Annotated in this window: 14 protein-coding genes; 4 read left to right on the top strand and 10 right to left on the bottom strand. The window is 56.4% G+C overall.

Features of this window, described 5'->3' with window-relative positions; translation table 11 throughout:
• Positions 1-250: 250 nt before the first annotated feature.
• The 6 genes from PSTEL_RS24585 to cidR form a co-directional block, all read right to left on the bottom strand.
• Positions 251-2467, bottom strand: coding sequence for an MMPL family transporter (locus PSTEL_RS24585; protein ID WP_038699458.1), 2217 nt, complete (start codon positions 2465-2467; stop codon positions 251-253).
• Positions 2468-2716: 249 nt separating this feature from the next.
• The gene (locus tag PSTEL_RS24590; protein WP_038699460.1) at positions 2717-4612 is read right to left on the bottom strand and encodes an ABC transporter ATP-binding protein; all 1896 of its coding nucleotides are present in this window, start codon (positions 4610-4612) and stop codon (positions 2717-2719) included.
• On the bottom strand, positions 4609-6381 hold the full coding sequence (locus PSTEL_RS24595) for an ABC transporter ATP-binding protein (protein ID WP_038699462.1): 1773 nt from the start codon (positions 6379-6381) through the stop codon (positions 4609-4611). The genes PSTEL_RS24590 and PSTEL_RS24595 overlap by 4 nt, the downstream gene beginning before the upstream one ends.
• Positions 6374-6853: a MarR family winged helix-turn-helix transcriptional regulator gene (locus PSTEL_RS24600; protein ID WP_038699464.1), complete on the bottom strand. Its 480-nt coding sequence runs from the start codon at positions 6851-6853 to the stop codon at positions 6374-6376. The genes PSTEL_RS24595 and PSTEL_RS24600 overlap by 8 nt, the downstream gene beginning before the upstream one ends.
• A gap of 276 nt (positions 6854-7129) precedes the next feature.
• Positions 7130-7396, bottom strand: a complete 267-nt coding sequence (locus PSTEL_RS24605) for an aspartyl-phosphate phosphatase Spo0E family protein (RefSeq protein ID WP_038699466.1) — start codon at positions 7394-7396, stop codon at positions 7130-7132.
• Positions 7397-7475: 79 nt separating this feature from the next.
• The gene (gene cidR / locus PSTEL_RS24610) at positions 7476-8399 is read right to left on the bottom strand and encodes a cidABC operon transcriptional activator CidR (protein WP_038699467.1); all 924 of its coding nucleotides are present in this window, start codon (positions 8397-8399) and stop codon (positions 7476-7478) included.
• A 114-nt stretch (positions 8400-8513) separates the two neighbouring features.
• Here cidR and PSTEL_RS24615 point away from each other — a divergent pair, with 114 nt between their 5' ends.
• Positions 8514-8936 carry a CidA/LrgA family holin-like protein gene (locus tag PSTEL_RS24615; RefSeq protein WP_052098956.1) on the top strand — a complete coding sequence of 141 codons (423 nt, stop codon included), beginning with the start codon at positions 8514-8516 and terminating at the stop codon, positions 8934-8936.
• Positions 8881-9564, top strand: coding sequence for a CidB/LrgB family autolysis modulator (locus PSTEL_RS24620; protein WP_038699468.1), 684 nt, complete (start codon positions 8881-8883; stop codon positions 9562-9564). The genes PSTEL_RS24615 and PSTEL_RS24620 overlap by 56 nt, the downstream gene beginning before the upstream one ends.
• Positions 9565-9753: 189 nt before the next feature.
• On the opposite strand, the gene PSTEL_RS24625 is transcribed toward PSTEL_RS24620, so the two are convergent.
• A complete protein-coding gene (locus tag PSTEL_RS24625; RefSeq protein ID WP_038701628.1) occupies positions 9754-10722 on the bottom strand; it encodes a Gfo/Idh/MocA family protein in 969 nt (322 codons plus the stop codon).
• A 51-nt stretch (positions 10723-10773) separates the two neighbouring features.
• Positions 10774-13062: an ATP-dependent DNA helicase gene (locus PSTEL_RS24630; protein ID WP_038699470.1), complete on the bottom strand. Its 2289-nt coding sequence runs from the start codon at positions 13060-13062 to the stop codon at positions 10774-10776.
• 298 nt (positions 13063-13360) lie between these two features.
• On the opposite strand from PSTEL_RS24630, the gene PSTEL_RS24635 reads away from it, so the two are divergent.
• Positions 13361-15169 (top strand): LTA synthase family protein, encoded by a 1809-nt coding sequence (locus tag PSTEL_RS24635; RefSeq protein ID WP_052099364.1) that lies wholly within the window; start codon positions 13361-13363, stop codon positions 15167-15169.
• A gap of 272 nt (positions 15170-15441) precedes the next feature.
• On the opposite strand, the gene PSTEL_RS24640 is transcribed toward PSTEL_RS24635, so the two are convergent.
• Complete coding sequence (locus PSTEL_RS24640) at positions 15442-15873, bottom strand: MarR family winged helix-turn-helix transcriptional regulator (RefSeq protein ID WP_052098959.1); 432 nt, start codon at positions 15871-15873, stop codon at positions 15442-15444.
• Between the two features lie 273 nt (positions 15874-16146).
• On the opposite strand from PSTEL_RS24640, the gene PSTEL_RS24645 reads away from it, so the two are divergent.
• On the top strand, positions 16147-17844 hold the full coding sequence (locus PSTEL_RS24645; RefSeq protein WP_038699472.1) for a methyl-accepting chemotaxis protein: 1698 nt from the start codon (positions 16147-16149) through the stop codon (positions 17842-17844).
• A gap of 95 nt (positions 17845-17939) precedes the next feature.
• Here PSTEL_RS24645 and PSTEL_RS24650 read toward each other — a convergent pair whose 3' ends face one another.
• Positions 17940-18911 carry a DMT family transporter gene (locus tag PSTEL_RS24650; protein ID WP_052098961.1) on the bottom strand — a complete coding sequence of 324 codons (972 nt, stop codon included), beginning with the start codon at positions 18909-18911 and terminating at the stop codon, positions 17940-17942.
• Positions 18912-18979: the final 68 nt, after the last annotated feature.

Below are 18979 nucleotides of genomic sequence, written 5' to 3' on the forward strand. Positions count from 1 at the left end.
GAATAGCCAAGCCTGCTGCAGCGCCGGCTTGGCTATGGGCGGGTCCGCTCGCCGGGGCTTCGCGCAAGGCCCCGGCGGCTCTACACGCGCAGCAGCAGTCCGCGCTGCGCGTGCCACAAGCCCGGACGGCTCTGCCCGTCCGGGCCCGCAAATCCGGCGGCGCACAGGCCGCCGGAATGCTAAGAACCCCAGGCTCCGCATCAATTGCGGAACCTGGGGTTCTTGGCTGTGCCGGGCGAGAGCGCGGTACTCAGTCCGCGCTCTCCGCCCCGGCCTCCGGGACGGCCTTCGGGCGTCCCGGCCAGAAGGCCCGCTTCCCGAACAGCGTCGTGATCGCGGGCACCAGGAACGGCCGCACCGCAAAGGTGTCCAGCAGGACGCCGAGCGCGGTGATGACGCCGAACTGCACCAGCACCTGGATCGGCAGCGTCGCCAGCACGGCGAAGGTTCCGGCCAGAATCAGGCCGGCCGAGGTGATGACCGATCCGGTCTCGCTGACGCCTTCGGAGATGGCCTGCTTCAGCGGCATCTTCCGGCTCTTTTTCCAAATATTCGAGATCATAAAGATGTTATAGTCCTCGCCAAGCGCCACCAGGAAGACGAATGAATACAGCGGGATGGCTCCCTGGATGGCATCGGCCCCGAGCAGGTAATGAAGAATCAGCCAGCCCAGTCCTAGAGCCGAGAAGAAGGACAGAATAACAGTACCCACCAGATACAGCATCGCCGTGATTGAGCGCAGATACAGCAGCAGAAGCAGCGCAATCAGACCGATAACGACCGGAATGATCAAATCCTGATCCCGGTTGCCGACTTCCCGGTTATCGTACTGTGTTGCGGTCTGGCCGCCGATCCAGATGCTTGCCTCGGGATTCGCCAGCTCCGATTCATCAAGCGCCTGCTCCACCGTCGCCCGCAGTGCCGGGATATGATCCATGGCCTCCTGCGAATAAGGATTGGCCTTGAACAGAATCTCAAAAGACTTAATATTCGCGTTCTTCGCGCCGGATTTCGGATCGGCAACCGAATCCACATAGGACAGCGAGGACAGCACCGACTTCAAATCCTCCGGCGCAACTTTGCCCTGCGTGTCGACCATCAGGGTGACCGGCGCAAGCTCGCCGGGCGAGAATTGGCTGCCGATCAGGTCAAAGCCTTCTCTGGACTCCATGTCTTTCGGGAAGGAGGACAGCAGGTCATAAGTGAACTTGATGCCGCCGGAGAACGAAGCCAGAATGCCGAGCACGAGCACAGAACTGATAACAACAGTCCACGGACGGGATACGACGAGTCGGCCGATCTTTCCTTTGCGCGAAGGCTTCTGGCTTGGAGCCGGCTTGCCCTTGGCCGCTGCCCGTTCCTTCTCCATATCGCCGGTGCGCGGAATGAAGGGAAAGAAGGAGGCGCGGCCGAAGATCGCCAGCAGCGCCGGAACGAGCGTCAGGCTCGCCAGGCCCATGACGAAGATGGATAAGCTGAACGGAATCGCGAACCGGTGGTAGGCTCCGTACTTCGCAAGCAGGAGCGCAAGCAGTGCGAGCACTACCGTGAAGCCGCTCATCGCGATCGCGCCGGAGGAGCTTCCGAGCGCACGGGTCAGCGCACGGCTGACGCTCCGTTCTTCATGCAGCAGTTGACGGAAGCGGGAGATCAGGAACAGGCAGTAATCCGTTCCGGCACCGAACAGCAGCACGGTCATAATGGATACCGCCTGCGAATCAATCGTGATCACGCCCTCCTGCGCCAGCTTGCCGAGCAGCGGACCGGTCACGCCGTAAGCGAAGCCCACGGCAACAAGCGGAATAATCGCCAGCAGCGGCGAGCGATAAATCAGAAGCAGGAAGATCAGCACAAGCACGACTGTCGCAATCAGCAGTGAAACGTCGGCATCCTTGAATAATCCGGTGGCGTCAATGGAGATGCCGACGGGTCCGGACACCCGGAGCGTCAGCTCACCGCTATCCAGCTTCGCCGAGCTGACGTCTGTTCCTGTCTCCTTCCGGATCATTTCCTTCAGCTCGGATACGCTGTCCCCCAGCTTGTCGCTATCCGCGCTCTTGTCATACAGGAGAGGCGTAACCAGCGTGCTCCCGTCCTGCGAGAGCTCCGCCTTCAGCGCCTGCGGAGGCAGCTGGCCGAGCGGCGGAACGGTGGCGACATAGGCAGGCGGCTGCTTCGCCAGGTTGTTATACAGCGCTCCGATATGAGCCAGGTCCTCATCACTCATACCGCCCTCACGGTGCCACACCAGCAGAGCCGGAACGCCGTCATCCGACGGGAATTCCCGCTCGGCCACGGCCGAAGCCTGCACAGAAGCCGCGCTGTCCGGCAAATTGGCGGCATTGTTGTCTACCTGCGAATTGACTGCCGGCCACATCGCGCTTAATGCGCCGACGATGATGATCCAGACCAATAGCGTTACCCATTTCCCGGTACGTCCGGCCACCCATTGTCTATAACCTTTCATCGATTTCCTCCCCTTCTGAACGTGATGATAGTATTAAAATGAACGTCGGGTCATTTTCTCCAACTAATCATACCCGCTCTGCCGTTAAAGAGCAAATCATTACTTCAGAATAAGGTGCTCCGTCCGAATCAACAACGCCTCTCCCGGGCAGCCCTTCAGGGCCGCCGCAGAAGAGGCGTTCACTTCATAATGCTGCGTATGAAGCCAGAACGAGCTTGCGCGCGTCCAGGCTTATGTTATCAGCGCCGCTTAACTGACATCGGGCAGATCGCCCTCGGAGAACTGGCTGTTGTACAGGTCGGCGTAGAAGCCCCCTTGTCCCAGAAGCTCCTCATGCGTACCCTGCTCGATCACCGTTCCGTGGTTCATCACCAGAATCAGATCGGCGTCGCGGATTGTGGACAGACGGTGGGCGATGACGAAGCTGGTCCGTCCCTGCATCAGGGTGTTCATCGCCTTCTGGATCTGAACCTCTGTCCGCGTATCGACGCTGCTAGTCGCTTCGTCCAGAATCAGGATCGACGGGTCCGCCAGGATTGCCCGGGCGATCGTCAGCAGCTGCTTCTGGCCCTGCGAAATATTGGAGGCTTCTTCATTCAAAATCGTATCGTACCCTTGCGGCAGCGTGCGGATAAAATGATCCGCATACGCGGCCTTGGCAGCCCGGACGACATCGGCTTCCGAAGCACCCTCGCGCCCGTAGGCGATGTTGTCGCGAATCGTGCCGTTAAAGAGCCATGTATCCTGAAGCACCATGCCGAAGCGGCGGCGAAGGTCGCTCCGCTTCATGTCGGTGATATCGACGCCGTCGATCAGAATCTGTCCACCGTTCAGCTCGTAGAAGCGCATCAGAAGGTTGATCAGCGTCGTTTTGCCTGCGCCGGTCGGTCCGACAATCGCGATCGTCTGTCCGGGGCTGACTTGAATGTTCATATCCTCGATCAGAGGCGCATTCTCCTTGTATCCGAACTTCACGTGGCGGAATTCCACGGCGCCCTTATCCTCGGAGGCTGGCAACGAAACTGCCGTTTCCGGCACTTCCTCTTCCTCGTCGAGCAGTTCGAACACCCGCTCCGCGGAAGCGATTGTCGATTGAATGATGTTGGCGATGTTGGCCGTTTGGGTGATCGGCATCGTGAACTGGCGGGAATACTGAATGAAGGCTTGAATATCGCCCACATCGATCATTTTCTTGGTGACGAATATGCCGCCGACCACACAGACCAATACATAGCCCAGGTTGCCGATGAACATCATGAGCGGCATGATAATGCCGGACATGAACTGCGCGCGCCAGCCGGAATTATACAGTTCGGCGTTAATCCGGTCGAACTCTTGAAGCGATTTGCGCTCCTGACCGAACGCCTTGACGATCCGGTGGCCCGTATACATTTCCTCGACATGGCCGTTAAGCTGGCCCAGCGATTTCTGCTGGCCGACGAAATACGATTGCGACCGCTTCGTAATGGCCATAATAACCACAAAGCTGAGCGGCAGCGTAATGATGGTAATCAGTGTAAGCCATGGGCTGATCGTCAGCATCATGATGACCACGCCGATGATCGTGACGATAGAGGTAATCAGCTGGGTCAAGCTCTGCTGCAGCGTGGTGCTGATATTGTCCACGTCGTTGGTGGCCCGGCTGAGAATTTCCCCGTGGGTCCGGGAGTCAAAATATTTGAGCGGCAGCCGTTCCAGCTTGCTGTTGATCTCCTCGCGCATCGTGTATACGACGCTCTGGGCCACACTGGCCATCACATATTGCTGAATATAGCTGAACAGGGCGCTGAACAGATACAGTCCTCCCAGAATCAGCAGAATCTCGTTGATATAACCCCAATCGATGGAAGCTCCCGGGACACCCTTCATCATGGCGACGGCGCCTTCGAACAGCTTCGTTGTCGCCTTGCCCATGACCTTCGGGCTGAAAATGCTGAACACCGTACTGAGAATGGCGGTAGCCAGCACGATCAGAAGCTGGATCTGCTTCGGACGCAGGTAGCGGATCAGCCGGCGCAGCGTTCCTTTGAAATCCTTGGCCTTCTCAGCCGGCATGCTCATGCCGGGAGGGCCTCCTCCTCCAGGTCCGAAACCTCTGCGCGGCGGCTGCTGGGGGCGTTTGAATTCCTGATTGTTCTCGCTCATGCGATCTCCTCCTCTGACAGCTGCGAGGATACGATCTCGCGGTATACCTCGCTATTTGCAAGCAATTCGCGGTGATTGCCGATTCCGGCGATCCGGCCTTCATCCAGCACGATGATCCGGTCGGCGTCCATGACGGTGCTGACCCGCTGGGCGACAATCAGAACTGTCGACTCGGTTGTCTCTCCCTTCAGAGCGGCGCGCAGCTTCGCGTCGGTCTTGAAGTCAAGCGCCGAGAAGCTGTCGTCGAACAGATAGATTTCCGGTTTCCGCACAAGAGCCCGCGCAATCGACAGGCGCTGCTTCTGCCCGCCGGACACATTGCCTCCGCCCTGGGCAATCTCCGAATCGAAGCCGTCCTTCATCTTGGAGACGAAATCGAGCGCCTGCGCTACCTCGGCTGCATGACGGACTTCCTCGTCGGTTGCGTCTTCCTTGCCGTACTTGATATTTTCAGTGACAGTACCCGTGAACAGGACGGCCTTCTGCGGCACATAGCCGATTTTCGCCCGAAGCTCTTCCTGCGTCATTTCACGGACATCCACGCCGTCCACCAGCACCTGGCCCCCTACGACATCGTAGAACCGGGGAATCAGGCTGAGCATCGTCGATTTGCCGGAGCCCGTACCGCCGATAATGGCCGTGACTTCGCCGGGGCGCGCGCTGAACGTGATGTCCGAAATCGCCGGCTGCTCCGCTCCCGGATAGGAGAAGGAGACTTCCTTGAATTCCACATAGCCCCGAAGCGGCTGATCGGATTCCACTGCCTCGGTGAGGTCTGTCTCCGATTCGTTCAGCCCCGACACTTTAACCTCGGGATCGGTAATTTCCGGAACCATATCAAGCACTTCATTGATCCGGATCGCAGATGCGGATGCCCGCGGAATCAATACGAACATCATGGAGACCATAACGAGCGAGAACATGATCTGCATCGCGTATTGAATGAACGCCATCAGCGAGCCGACCTGCAGGTTCCCATTGCCAATGCGTATGCCGCCGAAATACAGGATAGCGATCATGGAAAAGTTCATCACGAACATCATCATCGGCATCAGCAGCGCCATGATCTTGTTAACCTTGATTGCGGTATCCGTCAAATCGCGGTTGGCCGCGGTAAAGCGTCTGTTCTCATGCTCCGTGCGGTTGAAGGAGCGAATGACGCGGATGCCGACCAGATGCTCGCGGAGCACAAGGTTGAGTTTATCCAGCTTGACCTGAATAGCCTTGAACAGCGGCAGCCCTCTCATGCCTACAGAAGCGATGGCCAGCACGAGCACCGGGACCACCACTACGAAAATAAGGGACAGCTTCGCATCCTCGGACACCGCCATAATCAGACCGCCGATCATCATCATCGGAGCGCCGACCATCATCCGCAGCATCATCGTGAGGACGGTCTGAACCTGCGTGATATCATTCGTCGTCCGGGTAATCAGGGAGGCCGTTCCGAGCTTGTCGAACTCGGTCAGCGTAAAATTCTCTACATGGTTGAACACACGGGACCGGATCCGCTGTCCGAAACCTACGGATACCCGCGCTGACAGGAAGCTCGCAACGATCGAGCAGATCGCGCCGCCGCCCGCAACAAGCAGCATGAATCCGCCGATCTGCCAAATGTATGACCGGTCTCCCTGAACAATGCCCTTATCCACGATGTCCGACATCAGTGTAGGCAGGTACAAATCGCCCATCGACTGGAGGAACACCAGCAGAAGAATCGCGGTAATCGGCAGCCAGTATGGCTTTAACTGTCTGAATAGTTTAATCATCTTCGTCATCTCCGTTCATCGGTAAGTCTTCAAGCCGGGGCGGCGGATTCTGACTGATAAATTCCTTAACCTTTATCAGCAGATCGGCCAGCCGGTCGCTGTCTTCCTCTCCCAGGAATTCGACCAGCTTGCCCAGCACATAATCTCTGTGCTTTCTGGCTTTGTCCGTAACCCTTATGCCCCGTTCGGTCAGAGCTACGCGTACGACCCGCCGGTCCGAAGGATCCGGTTCGCGCCGCACCATTCCTTTGGCTTCAAGACTGTTAATCAATTGAGTTACCGTAGGAGGCGTGAGACCCAGAAAACGGCTGAGCTCGGATACCTTGAGTCCCTGTACATTCTCGCTGTGATCGACATGATGAGCCAGGGAAATCATCAGCGTCATTTCGCTTGGCTTGTTGCCATCCAACCTCTGCTTCCAATCCGCTTTATGAAACTGATGCAGAGCGGCAAAAAGCTTATGCCCCGTCACCCGGTTATTCTCGTCCTTTACCCCAATGGTACTCCCTCCATTCCTTTGTTCATCCCTTCCATTTCATTAGCATGCCTATTATTTTGCAACACAAATAATTAAACAATGTATTATTTAGGCTACCTAATTATATTTCTGCAAAATACTTCTGTCAATTTTCGAAACCGCTCTCATTGTTACAATCTTTTTAAGATGACTTCGAGGTGTCCGCGCACAAAAAGACCCCGCAGCCGGTAACGGCAGAAGGGTCAGGGATTATATGTGGGGATTATTCGATTAGTTCATTCTTCTTCGGGAAGGAGGGGCCTCGCCATCATAAATCCCGCCGCCCTGGCGGCTGCGCAAATTCTCCATCATTTTGTGTTGGGCAAGCAGAATATAGCGGTCCAGGCGCTCACTTAATTCTACAACTGCACGGTCGCTGAGACTCCGTTCGCGAGCAATCTCAAGCAGCTCTCCGCGAAGACTCTCAATGGTCACCAGCAATTCCTCATCCCGGGATTCATGGATATATTCATTACGATAAATAGAATTCTGAAGCACCTTAGTCACCTTCTCTCTATTCCTGCTTCCCCTATTATAACGCATAGAACACAAAAAGATAATTTGCAGAAAAAGAAAATTATGTCGATGAATCAACTTTTTTCTTCCCCGGATCTCCTTTGTCCTTGAGAAGACCCTGGGCGAAGCCGATCCACTCACGGGCGGCGAACGATAAATACCGGTCCTTCCGCCAAATCATGCCGAGCTGCCAGGGAATGACCGGGTCAGTCATGGCCAGGATCGAGATGCGGGAACGGTCCATATCCCGGCAGATCGTCTGCGGCAGCAGGCCGATACCGAGTCCCGCCGCTACCATCTGGGCGATCAAATCCCACTGCGAGCTTTCATATACAACCCGCGGCTGAAAGCCTGCCTTCACGCATGCATCGATCACCCGGTCATGAAGTGCGAAATCCTCCTGGAACAGGACGAACTCCTCCTCCTTCAGCTCCGCCAGGCTCACCGACTTTCTCCCCTCCAGCCGGTGGCCGGCCGGGACCAGCAGCTCCAGCCGCTCCTCGGCGAATGTGAAGACATGGAACTTCGTCTCATCCACGGGAAGCACGGCCATGCCGATGTCCAGAATCCCGTTCTCCACGTCGTTCTCCACCTTCTTCGCGCCATCCTCATACAGACGGATCGTCACCTTCGGGTACTTCCTGTGGAACTGGCCGATGACCGCAGGGAAGAAGTTCGCGCCCACCATAGGCGGCAGGCCGATCCGGACATGCCCCTTCTTCAGCTTACGCAGGCTGTCCAGCTCGGAGGACAGACTGTGAAAGGACTCGACGATATTCTGGGCCTTGGCCAGCAAAATCTCGCCGGCATCAGTCAGCTTGACGCTTTTTCCTTCCCGGTAGAACAGATCGGCCCCGAGTTCCTCTTCGATCTGCCGGATCATTTTGCTGACGGTAGGCTGAGTGATATACAGCGCTTTGGCCGCTTTGGAGAAGCTGCCAAGCCGGGCCGCCTCCACGAAATACTGCAGTTGCCGAATATCCATGTACAGTCGCCTCCTATATAGATAAACGGAATGATTAATATTCGATATATTCATTTTACCTATGAAAACAATTGATGTAAAATTTCAATATAGCTTGAAAGGAGGCGGACCTTAATGAAAAAATATTTATTTGGAGTGCTGCAGGTAGGTGCGCTGACTATATTCTCAATGATCATGAGTCACCTTTCCTCTTGGCTGCATCTTCCGATTCCCGGAAGCATTATCGGCATGGCCGTACTGTTCATTCTTCTGGAGACCGGCGTCGTGAAGCTGAACTGGATCGAGGTCGGAGCTTCCTGGCTGCTGGCCGAGCTGCTGCTGTTCTTTATTCCTTCCGCGATCGGCATCATGAAATACGGTTCCCTGCTTGAGACCGACGGTCTGCGGGTGCTGTCCGTAGTTATCGCAGGAAGCTTTCTCGTTATCGCAAGCTCAGGATTATTGACATCCTATATCCACAAAACCAAGGAGGGAAGACATCATGCTGACCGGAACGCTGTTCCTAGCTCTGACTCTCGGGGTGTATCTCGCGTCTAAAAAGATCTATTTCGCCCGCAAGAGCATGCTGCTGTCTCCGCTGATCGTGACTCCCCTGGTAATCATCGCTTTTCTGCTGGTGACAGGGACCTCCTATACATCCTACAATGCGGGAGGCAAATGGCTTACCGATCTGCTTCAGCCGGCAACCGTCGCCTTTGCAATCCCTCTTCATAAGAACTTCAAAGTGCTCAAGAAGCATGCTGCCGAAATCGGGATCGGCGTGCTGACAGGCACGGTGACGGCGGTCGTGTCCTCCGTTCTGCTGGCCAGATGGCTGCATCTCAGCAACGATCTGGCCAGCAGCCTGGTGCCGCGCTCGGTAACAACACCGATCGCGATGAACATCTCGCAGAGCATCGGAGGCATTCCGAGCATTACAGCAGTATTCGTCATCATGACCGGCATCCTCGGAACGCTGATGGGACCGTCCATTCACCGCCTCTTCCGCATTGACAATGAAATTGCGCGCGGTGTATCGCTGGGAACCGCCGCGCATGGTACGGGCACTTCCAAAGCCTTTGAGCTGAGTTCGCTCACGGGCACCATTTCCAGTATCGCGATGATTCTGACGGCGTTGTTAACGCTTGGCGTGGCGCCGGCCGCTCTCGCGGTATTCCTCCACTAGGCCGTCCCGGCTTGGGCCGAAGACACCTCGATATATCGGTTATCAACCGACATAGCGGCGTGTCTTTTTTCTTATGAGACTGCGGGTGAGACGGCGGGTAAGCTGGCGGGTGACGCCGGTGCTTGAGACGGCGCGGCAAAAGCCCGGGAGAAAGAATCCCGGGCATGGACACGGATGGCGCGTTCGCGGTTACAGCTTCACCGCCGCTCCCTTCTTGGCCGACTCGAAGGCGGCACAGGTGACCTTCAGCGTCCGGTAAGCGTCTGCATAATCGCTCAGTATGCCGCTGCGGTCCCCTGTGCGGACGGCTTGCAGGAACGCCTCGCTCTCCGTCACATAAGGATTCCCGGTATTGGCATACTCCTGACTCTCGCCCTCCCGGGTCTCCAGCAGCCGCTGCGGGTTCCAGTCCAGCAGGCCGCGGTCATTGTAGAAGCTGAGCCCGACTTTGCCGACTTCGCCCGGCAGTACGCAGGTGTTGGAGATATTGGCCACGATGCCGTTCTCAAGCTTCAGCGATACGGTTCCGACATCTGCCACGTTAACGCCCTTATGCTTCTCGTGCATGACCCGGTTGCCGAACATGCCGTAGACCTCTGTGACCTCCCCGGCCAGATAGCGGAGCAGGTCCACGATATGCGTTGTCTGCTCGGTGAACTGCCCGCCCGACCTCTCCTGATCGCGCCACCACGGCGCCCCCGGCATGCTGCCCATCCACTGGCCAACCACCATGCCGATCTTGTCGCCCGAGAGCAGCTTCTTGAGTCGCTGCACATTTTCCTGGTAGCGGAAGTGATAGCCCACGGAAGTGAGCAGCCCGCTGTCCTGGATGTCCTGAAGAAGGCTCGCCGGTATTTCGGTGGTCACCCCAAGCGGCTTCTCGGTGAAGAAGGGAATGCCCCGGCGGATCAGCGTCCGCTCAATCGCCCCGTGCGCCCCCGGCGTCACGCAGACATAGACGGCATCCAGCTTATGGGCGTCCAGCATCTCCGTTATTTCTCCATAACCCTGCGCCGCGTAGGAGCGCGCCATTGCGTCGGCCTTGTCCTTGCTCGTGCCGCAAATGGCCGCCAGCTTCACACCCTCCATACCGGCAAGCAAATCGGCGTGAACCTTCGCGAACCAGCCTGTCCCTACCATTCCAATGCTCAGTGTCATCATCATTACCCTCCATTTCCGAAGTTCATTCTTGGCATAAATTATATCGCCTTAGCCCAGCACCCGGTAGTCTCTCCATTCTTCCGGAAGCAGCCAGTCATACGGGTGGCGCAAAAATCGGTCATCGGCCAGGATGATCGTCCCCGTATCGGACTCGCTGCGAATCAGCCTTCCTCCCGCCTGTAGCACCTTGCACATGCCGGGATAGACGTAAGCGTAGTCAAAGCCATTGTTGCTCCGCGAGGTAAAATAATCCCGGAGCAGATTCCGCTCCAGGCCGAGCTGGGGCAGGCCGACGCCGACGACCATGACTCCATTCAGCCGGTCCCCCGGCAGATCGATGCCCTCGGAGAAAATGCCGCCCATCACAGCGAAGCCGAGCAGCGTCTCCTCCTGATCCGGTGCAAAAGCGGCGAGGAACGCTTCCCGTTCCTCCTCGGTCATTCCGCTTCCCTGAATCAGCGTGCGGACGCCGGCCTCCGGGGGAGTGAAGGCGTCAAAGACCGTCTGCATATACAGATAGGACGGAAAGAACACCAGATAGTTGCCCTTCCTTGACGTCATATCCTCCAGCGCCCGGCAGAGCGGAGCCACGGAGGCCTCCCGGTCCTGATACCGCGTGGAGACCGGAAGAACGGCAACATCCCATTGGCTTCTGTCGAAGGGCGAGGGAACCGCAAGACTGTAATCGTCCTCGCCCGCGCCGAGCATATCCCTGTAATAATGCATCGGCGACAGCGTGGCCGAGAACAGAATGCGGCTGCGGAACCCCTTGGAAGATTGGGTCAGCAGATGGGAGGGGTCCAGGTTGAACAGCTTGAGGAAGACATCGCCTCGCCCTGCCTCGGCGTAGGTCACATACCGCTCGTCATAGAGCTTGAAGGTCCTCAGCATACCCTGAACCTCGTAGAAGACATCCAGCAGGCCGTCTTCCTCCGGTTCTCCCGGGGAAGGGCGGATCAGTTCATGCTCGGCCTCATGCGCGAACCGCTCCAGCAGTTCCGGGAGATCCTCCGGGCAGCGCTCCCATACGCCGGAGCCTCCCTCGCCGCAGGACTTGCGCAGCGCGATAAACCAGGCGTTCACCTCTCCAGCAGCCGCGCTTAATGCGCGGTTGCGGCCCTTGAACCGCCGTTTCAGGTCCAGAAAGGGCGCTTTGCGAAGGCTCGCAGAGAACATCTCTCTCCCCCGGTCCACCAGATTATGCGCTTCGTCGACGAGCAGAACGGTGTTCTTCTTCCGTTCTTCCGCAAGCCGCTTCAGCGAGATCCGGGGATCGAATACATAATTATAGTCGCAGATGACGGCGTCGCTGACGTAAGCGGCGTCAAGCGACAGCTCGAACGGACAAACCATATGCTTGCGGGCGTAGGCTTCCAGCACGCTCCGGTCCATCAAAGTCTCCGCCTCCAGCATATCCATCAGCGCACCGTTAATCCGGTCGTAATAACCGTCGGCGAACGGGCAGTGCTCCGGGCCGCAAAGCCCCTCTTCCCGGAAGCAGGCCTTCTCCTTCGCCGTCAAAGTGACCGTGTGCATATGCAGGCCGCGCTCCTTCATCAGAGCAAAGGCGTCCTGCGCGGCCATCCGGGTGACCGTCTTGGCCGTCAAATAGAACAGGCTCTGCAGCAGGCCTTCTCCGACAGCTTTGATGGATGGGAACAGCGTGGAGATCGTCTTGCCGATCCCTGTAGGCGCCTGCGCGAACAGATTGACGCCCTCCGCAACCGATTTGTAGACGGCTCCGGCCAAATGGCGTTGACCCGTCCGGTAGGACGGGAACGGAAACTCCAGCCTCCGGATGCTCTCATCCCTCTGCTCCGCATGGGAAATCAGCAGCGCTGCATAAGGTGCGTAGGCGGCGACTGTACCATGAGCGAAAGCCTCCGCTTCCGCAAAGGTCACCTGTCGTTCGAGGCTCCGCTGCTCCCCCGTTCCGGTGTGCACGTAGGTGAGGCGGACCCTCATCCCGGGTAGCGACTGCTCCAGGAGAATCATATAGGCATACATCATCGCCTGTGCCCAGTGCACCTCTCTCCCCTCTTCCGGCAGCTCCGGCCCTCCGGTCGATTTGATCTCCTCGACGGTAAGCCCGCCGTCCTGAGACAGAAGCAGGCCGTCGCATCGCCCGAACACGGCGAGCACGAGCCTGCCGCACGGAATTTCCGTGCTGAGATAGACTTCCTTCTTGTCATTCTCGCCATACTGCCGTTGTATGCTCTGGTGGATGCGCGTGCCTTCGACAAGAGCGGCTGCGCTGCGGAAGCCCGACTCCAGACTGCCGCTCTTATAGACATGTTCCACCAGCGCTCTGACGGATATCGATAAGGCGGAAGACATGAAATCCACCTCCTCTCGGGTTATATGTATAATATAGGCAGCTGTTCCAGAGTTCGTTTTCCCCCATTTCGGGGCATTTCGGTCCATTTCCAGCCGTGAAAGCGAATACGTCCTTTTCGCAGACACTCCTGCTTGCTTCGGCTTCATGCCGCTGGTTTTGACATTCCCTTTACAGAACGGCATAATGAGTTTTGTTATGATGGCGTTTTATTTGTCTGATATCAAGAAAGAGGGCGAAACCGTGACATCAATCAACATCAAACGGTGGCTTACCAAACCATTTATATTTTTTACCATTATGCTTATCCTCAAAGGATGCCTCGCCTGGTGGGTCATTTTCGACAATGCGCTGCCCTGGAAATCGCTGCTGACGGAAATTCCGTTCGCCTGGGCTCTATTCTGCATTATCGAACGCTTTGCGTCCAAGCGCAAGCTCGGGTATTACATGACAGTCAATCTGCTGGTCACCGCGATCTTCTTCACAGCTATCATGTATTTCAAATACTATGGCGTTATTGTGACGTACCATGCGGCTGAGCAGGTGAACCAGGTAACCGCCGTCCGGAACAGCGTGTTCTCGCTGATGGACCCTTATTATCTGCTGATTTTCGTGGACGTTGTCGTGCTGGGCTATTTTTTTCTGCTCACCCGGAACGGACGCAACTTCAAGAAAGAGCAGATCAACACCGGACGGGGCAGCAACAAGCGCTCATTCTCGCTTCTGTTCGCAGCCTCGCTCGCGCTCTGCCTGTTCAATGTGCTGCCGAACAAGGCCAGCATGAACGAAATCAAGAAGGCGGAAGAGATGGGCATTCTTAATTATGAAGCCTACACGATTTTCGCACCGGAGAAAATCGACCTCGTCAAGGCCAGCGATATAACGCAGGAAGCAATCGACAAGGCCAAGGGCATTACGGAGCCGGCAAGCCCGAAGTACCAGGGAGCGGCCAAGGGCAAGAACCTGATTATCCTGCAGATGGAGTCGCTGCAGAACTTCCTGATCGGACTTAAAGTCGACGGCCAGGAAATCACGCCGAATTTGAACGCCGTCATGAAAGACAGCTTATATTTCCGTAACTTCTACCAGATGGTCGGCCAGGGCAATACGTCTGACGCCGAATTCGTCGTCAACACCTCCTTCTACATTCCGCCGCGCGGAGCAGCTACGCAGATGTATGTCGACAAGGTGCTGCCGAGTCTGCCGCGGCTGCTGGAAGAGAACGGCTACCAGACCGCCACCTTCCACGTCAACGATGTGGAGTTCTGGAACCGCGGTGAGCTGTACAGCTCACTGGGCTGGCAGAAGTACTATGATCACCAATACTTCGGCGACGAAGACGCGTTCTTCTTTGGAGCTTCCGACGAAGTGCTCTACAAGAAGACAACCGCCAAGCTGAAGGAAATGAGCGAGAGCGGCAAGCCGTTCTATGCGCAGGTCATTTCCATGTCGGCGCATCATCCGTTCACGATTCCGGATAAGTACTACAAGATGAAGCTTCCGGAACGCTATGAAGGAACCTTTGTCGGCGACTATGTCCGGGCCCAGAATTACGCCGATTACGCGTTCGGCCAATTCGTGCAGGAGCTGAAAGACGCTGGCCTGTGGGATAACAGTGTCATCATGATCTATGGCGACCATATGGGGCTGCCTATCTATTCCCTCGACAACGACGACAAGGAACTGATGACCGAAATCTACGGCCATGATTACGGATATGCGAATATGACCAATATTCCGCTGATGATTCACGGCGTAACGGGCGCCCAGCCGCAGACGCTGGATCAGGTCGGGGGCGAAGTAGACATTTTCCCGACAGCGGCCAATCTGCTCGGCGTCTCCACAGGCAACCATCTGCTTTTCGGCCAGGACATTCTGAACCAGCCTTACAATCTGCTTCCTGAACGCTACTATCTGCCGTCCGGATCGTTCATCTCAAGCTCCGGCCTGCTGATTCCGGGCAACAGCTTCGAGGACAACACACAGTATCCGATTGCGACCAGCAGCAAGCAGCCTGCGGCTACGGAGGACGAATATAACCGGGCGCTTCGCCTGCTCCAGCTGTCCGACAGCTATGTCTCCCAATTGCCGGAGAAGAAATCGGAATAAGAGACGCCCATCGCGACAGACGACGGCTTCACAGACTGAACACAGAACTCCAACAAGCCTTCAGGACCACATCTAGTGGAACTGAAGGCTTTTTTGACGGAAGTGATGCCCGGATTACAGGTTACAGGATTACACGTTACAGATTACAGGCTACAGAATTACAGGCTACAGAATTACACGCTGCTTCATCCCGTCCGGCGGTGGACATCGTCTTTTTCACAACAATTTAAAGCGCTTCCATAATTGCTTCAGAAGCGGCCGTTCTACGTCCGTCAACGCTTCTGTCTATCCAACAGGTCATAGCAATCCGCAAATTGGGCAAGCTCCTCGGGGGTGAGAATGGATAGATGCTCTTCAAGCAGAACGAGCGAACGTCTATGGCCCTCGCTTCGCACATTTTCGCCTTTCTCGGTCAGCGACACCACCACAGCTCTCCGGTCATTCTCATCCTGTTCCCTTCGGACCAGTCCGACCGCTTCCATCCGGTCCAGCATAACCGTCACGGCGCTCGATTTAACCTCCATACGCTCCGCAAGCGTGACCACTCTGGCCCGTCCCTCCCGGGCGATCATGTTCAGCAGCGAGAACTGCGGAAATGTAAGGCCAAGCTCCACATTCAAGGCGATTCCCGAAGCAATTCTCTTCTGTACCCGCCACATCGATAATCCAATCCGCTCCACCAGCGGGTTGATCTGTTCCGGCATTTGCGATTCAGCTCCCGTTTCTTTGTCCTGCTTCTAGCGTACCACTAGCGGCCGCCCCCCTTCAATGCGTGCTTATGAAAAAAAATAAAAAATTAAGTACTTGAAAGATGAAAGTTTTCTGAAAAATTTAGTACCCTATTCAAATCAATCTGACGGAAACCGTTAGTATACTTAGAGGACAACATAATTTGACACAGCCAAAGCCACCTCTTTCAGATATAATCTGGATTAGACTTTTGTCCTATAATCTGGTATTTAAAATGGGGGAAATGTATGAAATTGGCTACTAAATTAACATGGATGATGCTGCTCGTCCTTCTTCTTGTCGGCTCATCCATCGGGTTCTTTGGTTATCGGGCCGCCTACAATCAGTTGGATGAAGCGGCGGGAATCGAGCTTGTAGGCTGTGCCAACATTACGACCGGCCTTGTCGATCCTTCGCAGATCACGGCCCTCGCCTCCGGCGATACCGGCAATCTTAACGCTATTCAGGACCGTATTGGCTGGATTACCGGGCATAAACCGATCTTCAAGGAAGCTTTTATCCTCTCGCTAGATGGTAAAATCCTTGCCGCAGACAAAAATATGCAGGCACGCGGCTATAAAGCCGGGGACTCTTTCTACTTCAGCGAAAAAGATAAAGAGATGATCACTTCGATGAAGCATTCCACTTATTCTAAGGTCTACACCTATGAAGGTGTCTCGCTTAAGACCGGCTACGGCCCTATTTATCAAGACCATGATCCCACCAAACCGATTATCGCTCTCATGGCCATCAACTTTGACGGTTCACTCGTTCAGGACAGAACGCTTCAAATTTTGGTGCAGCCCTTTATTATCGGTGCCATTATTCTCATTATCGCCATCCTGACAGCCTATATTCTGATCCGCCGCATGGTCAGCCCGCTGTCCAAGCTGTCCCGGTCCGTCAACCATGTGGCTCACGGCGATCTGATGCAGGAGTCGCTTGTACTGAACAGCAAAGATGAAATCGGCACGCTGTCGCGTGATTTTCATGAAATGAAGGAGAATCTCACCCGGCTCATCACCGAGGTCAGCGATACTTCCGCTCATGTCGCTTCCTCTTCCCAGCAGTTGTCCGCAAGCGCCCAGGAGACCAACCGTGCCGGAGAACATTCCGTCAACATAACCATTGAGCTCGCCGAAGGCGCTCAGGCTCAGCTTCGCCATCTGGAGAGCAGCTATCAGTCGGTTCAGGAGATGTCCCGATTTATCGCAGAGATTGCCGCGAATGCCGATCAGGCGATGAGCGACGCCGTCAGCGGAGCGGAAAAAGCGCGGCTCGGCCGGCAATCGATGGACTCTACCACCAGCCAGATGACCATCATGAGCGAACAGCTGGCCGGACTGTCCGGCATCATCGGCACGCTGGCCGGCCACTCCAAGGAAATTGAGAGCATCGTCGGCACTATCGCCAGCATCGCAGCGGAGACGAATCTGCTCGCCCTCAACGCCGCTATCGAAGCGGCCCGCGCCGGAGAAGAAGGCCGCGGCTTCGCCGTTGTGGCGGGCTCGGTCCGCAAGCTGGCAGAACGCTCCGGCGATTCAGCCCGGCAGATCGGTGAGCTGCTCGGCCTGATCATCGCCCAGATGGATCTCGCCGAGGAGACCATGAACCGTTCGACTGTGGAGATGGGGCACGGAACGGAGATGGTAGCCGCCGCAGGCAGCTCTTTCTCGGAACTCGAATCCGCCGTAACGGGCATGGCATCCCAGAGCAGGGAGATCTCCGATACAGTCCGTCAGCTTACGGAAATTGCAGACGGCCTCGTCGAGGCTATCCAGAGCACCGTCAGCGTATCGAACCAGACCGCCCAGGGCGCCGAGAGCATGTCCGCTACTTCTCAGGAGCAGCTCGCGGCCATGCAGGAAATCGAAGCTTCCTCCGCCTTCCTCTCCTCGCTGGCGGACAAGCTCAACGGGCTGGTGGAACAATTCAAGGTAGCTTGATCCAGGACCCTGAAACCTTTCCTTCGGCACCTTGTTCAATCATACGCACTACAATAGACAGGCGGCCCCGGTTATCCGGGGCCGCCTGTCTATTGTTACGCATTCCGTTCTCTTGGGGCAGATGGAGAGCCAGTCTCCATAGTGCAGGGGTTCCCGCGCCTTCTCCCGTAGCCGGAGACCAGCAAAATTCCGGCCAGCACCAGGCCGGCTCCGGCGAAGTGCCGTAGATACAGCGGTTCACCCAGCACGAAATGGGACAATCCGAGCGCACATACCGGGATTAATGCCGTGAAGACGGCGATCGTTCCTCCCGTCACCTTGGCTGCCCCACGGAACCAGAGGATATAAGCAAGAGCGGTGACACAAATGCCGTAATAGACCACTAACGCCACATCTGCCGGATGAATTACCGGAATGCCCTGGCGCAGAAGTTCAACAGCAGAACCTGCCAGAAACATCGGCAGGGCAAACGCTGTAATATAGCCGACGGCAAGCAGGGAAGGAACGTCGGGAGACAGCTTTTTGCGAAGTACGCTCAGTCCTGCCTCAGAGACCACGGCAGCCGTCAGCAGCAGCATACCGGTCAGGGAAGCCGGCCGGTTCTCCCCTCCAGGCGCAAGAAACTGCGGTAGCTGGATGACCGCGATTCCGGCCAGCGAGCACAATACTCCCGTTCCGGCTCTGCCTGATATTCTCTCGCCGAGGAACCAGCGGGAGAGCAGGGCGACGGCAGCGGGTGTCAGCCCTGTGATCATAGCACCCTCTGCGGCGGAGGCATACCTCAAGCCGTAGAGCATGAATACCCGAAACAGAAACATACCTCCAAAGGCTGTAAGAATGAGCAGCAGCAAATCCCGGCGGCTGACTCTAAAGACGCCATGCCGATGCCTGATCCAGACCAGCGGGAGCAGGACAAGCAGCGCAATTGCAAGACTGGCGGCCTGCGACAGAAAGACAGGAAGCTGCGCGGCCGTTACTTTGCCGGCCGTCACAGAGCTGCCGATGATCAGCGCGGCGGCACCCAGTTCCCCGTAAGCCGACACGGTTCTTGGTGCCGGTTGATACATTTCGTTCACCTCTTTCTCCTTAGATGATATATACTCTAAGGACCGAAAGCGGTTCTTCCCAGTACCGC

This window comes from Paenibacillus stellifer, from assembly GCF_000758685.1.
In the GTDB taxonomy this organism is placed as follows: domain Bacteria; phylum Bacillota; class Bacilli; order Paenibacillales; family Paenibacillaceae; genus Paenibacillus_AQ; species Paenibacillus_AQ stellifer.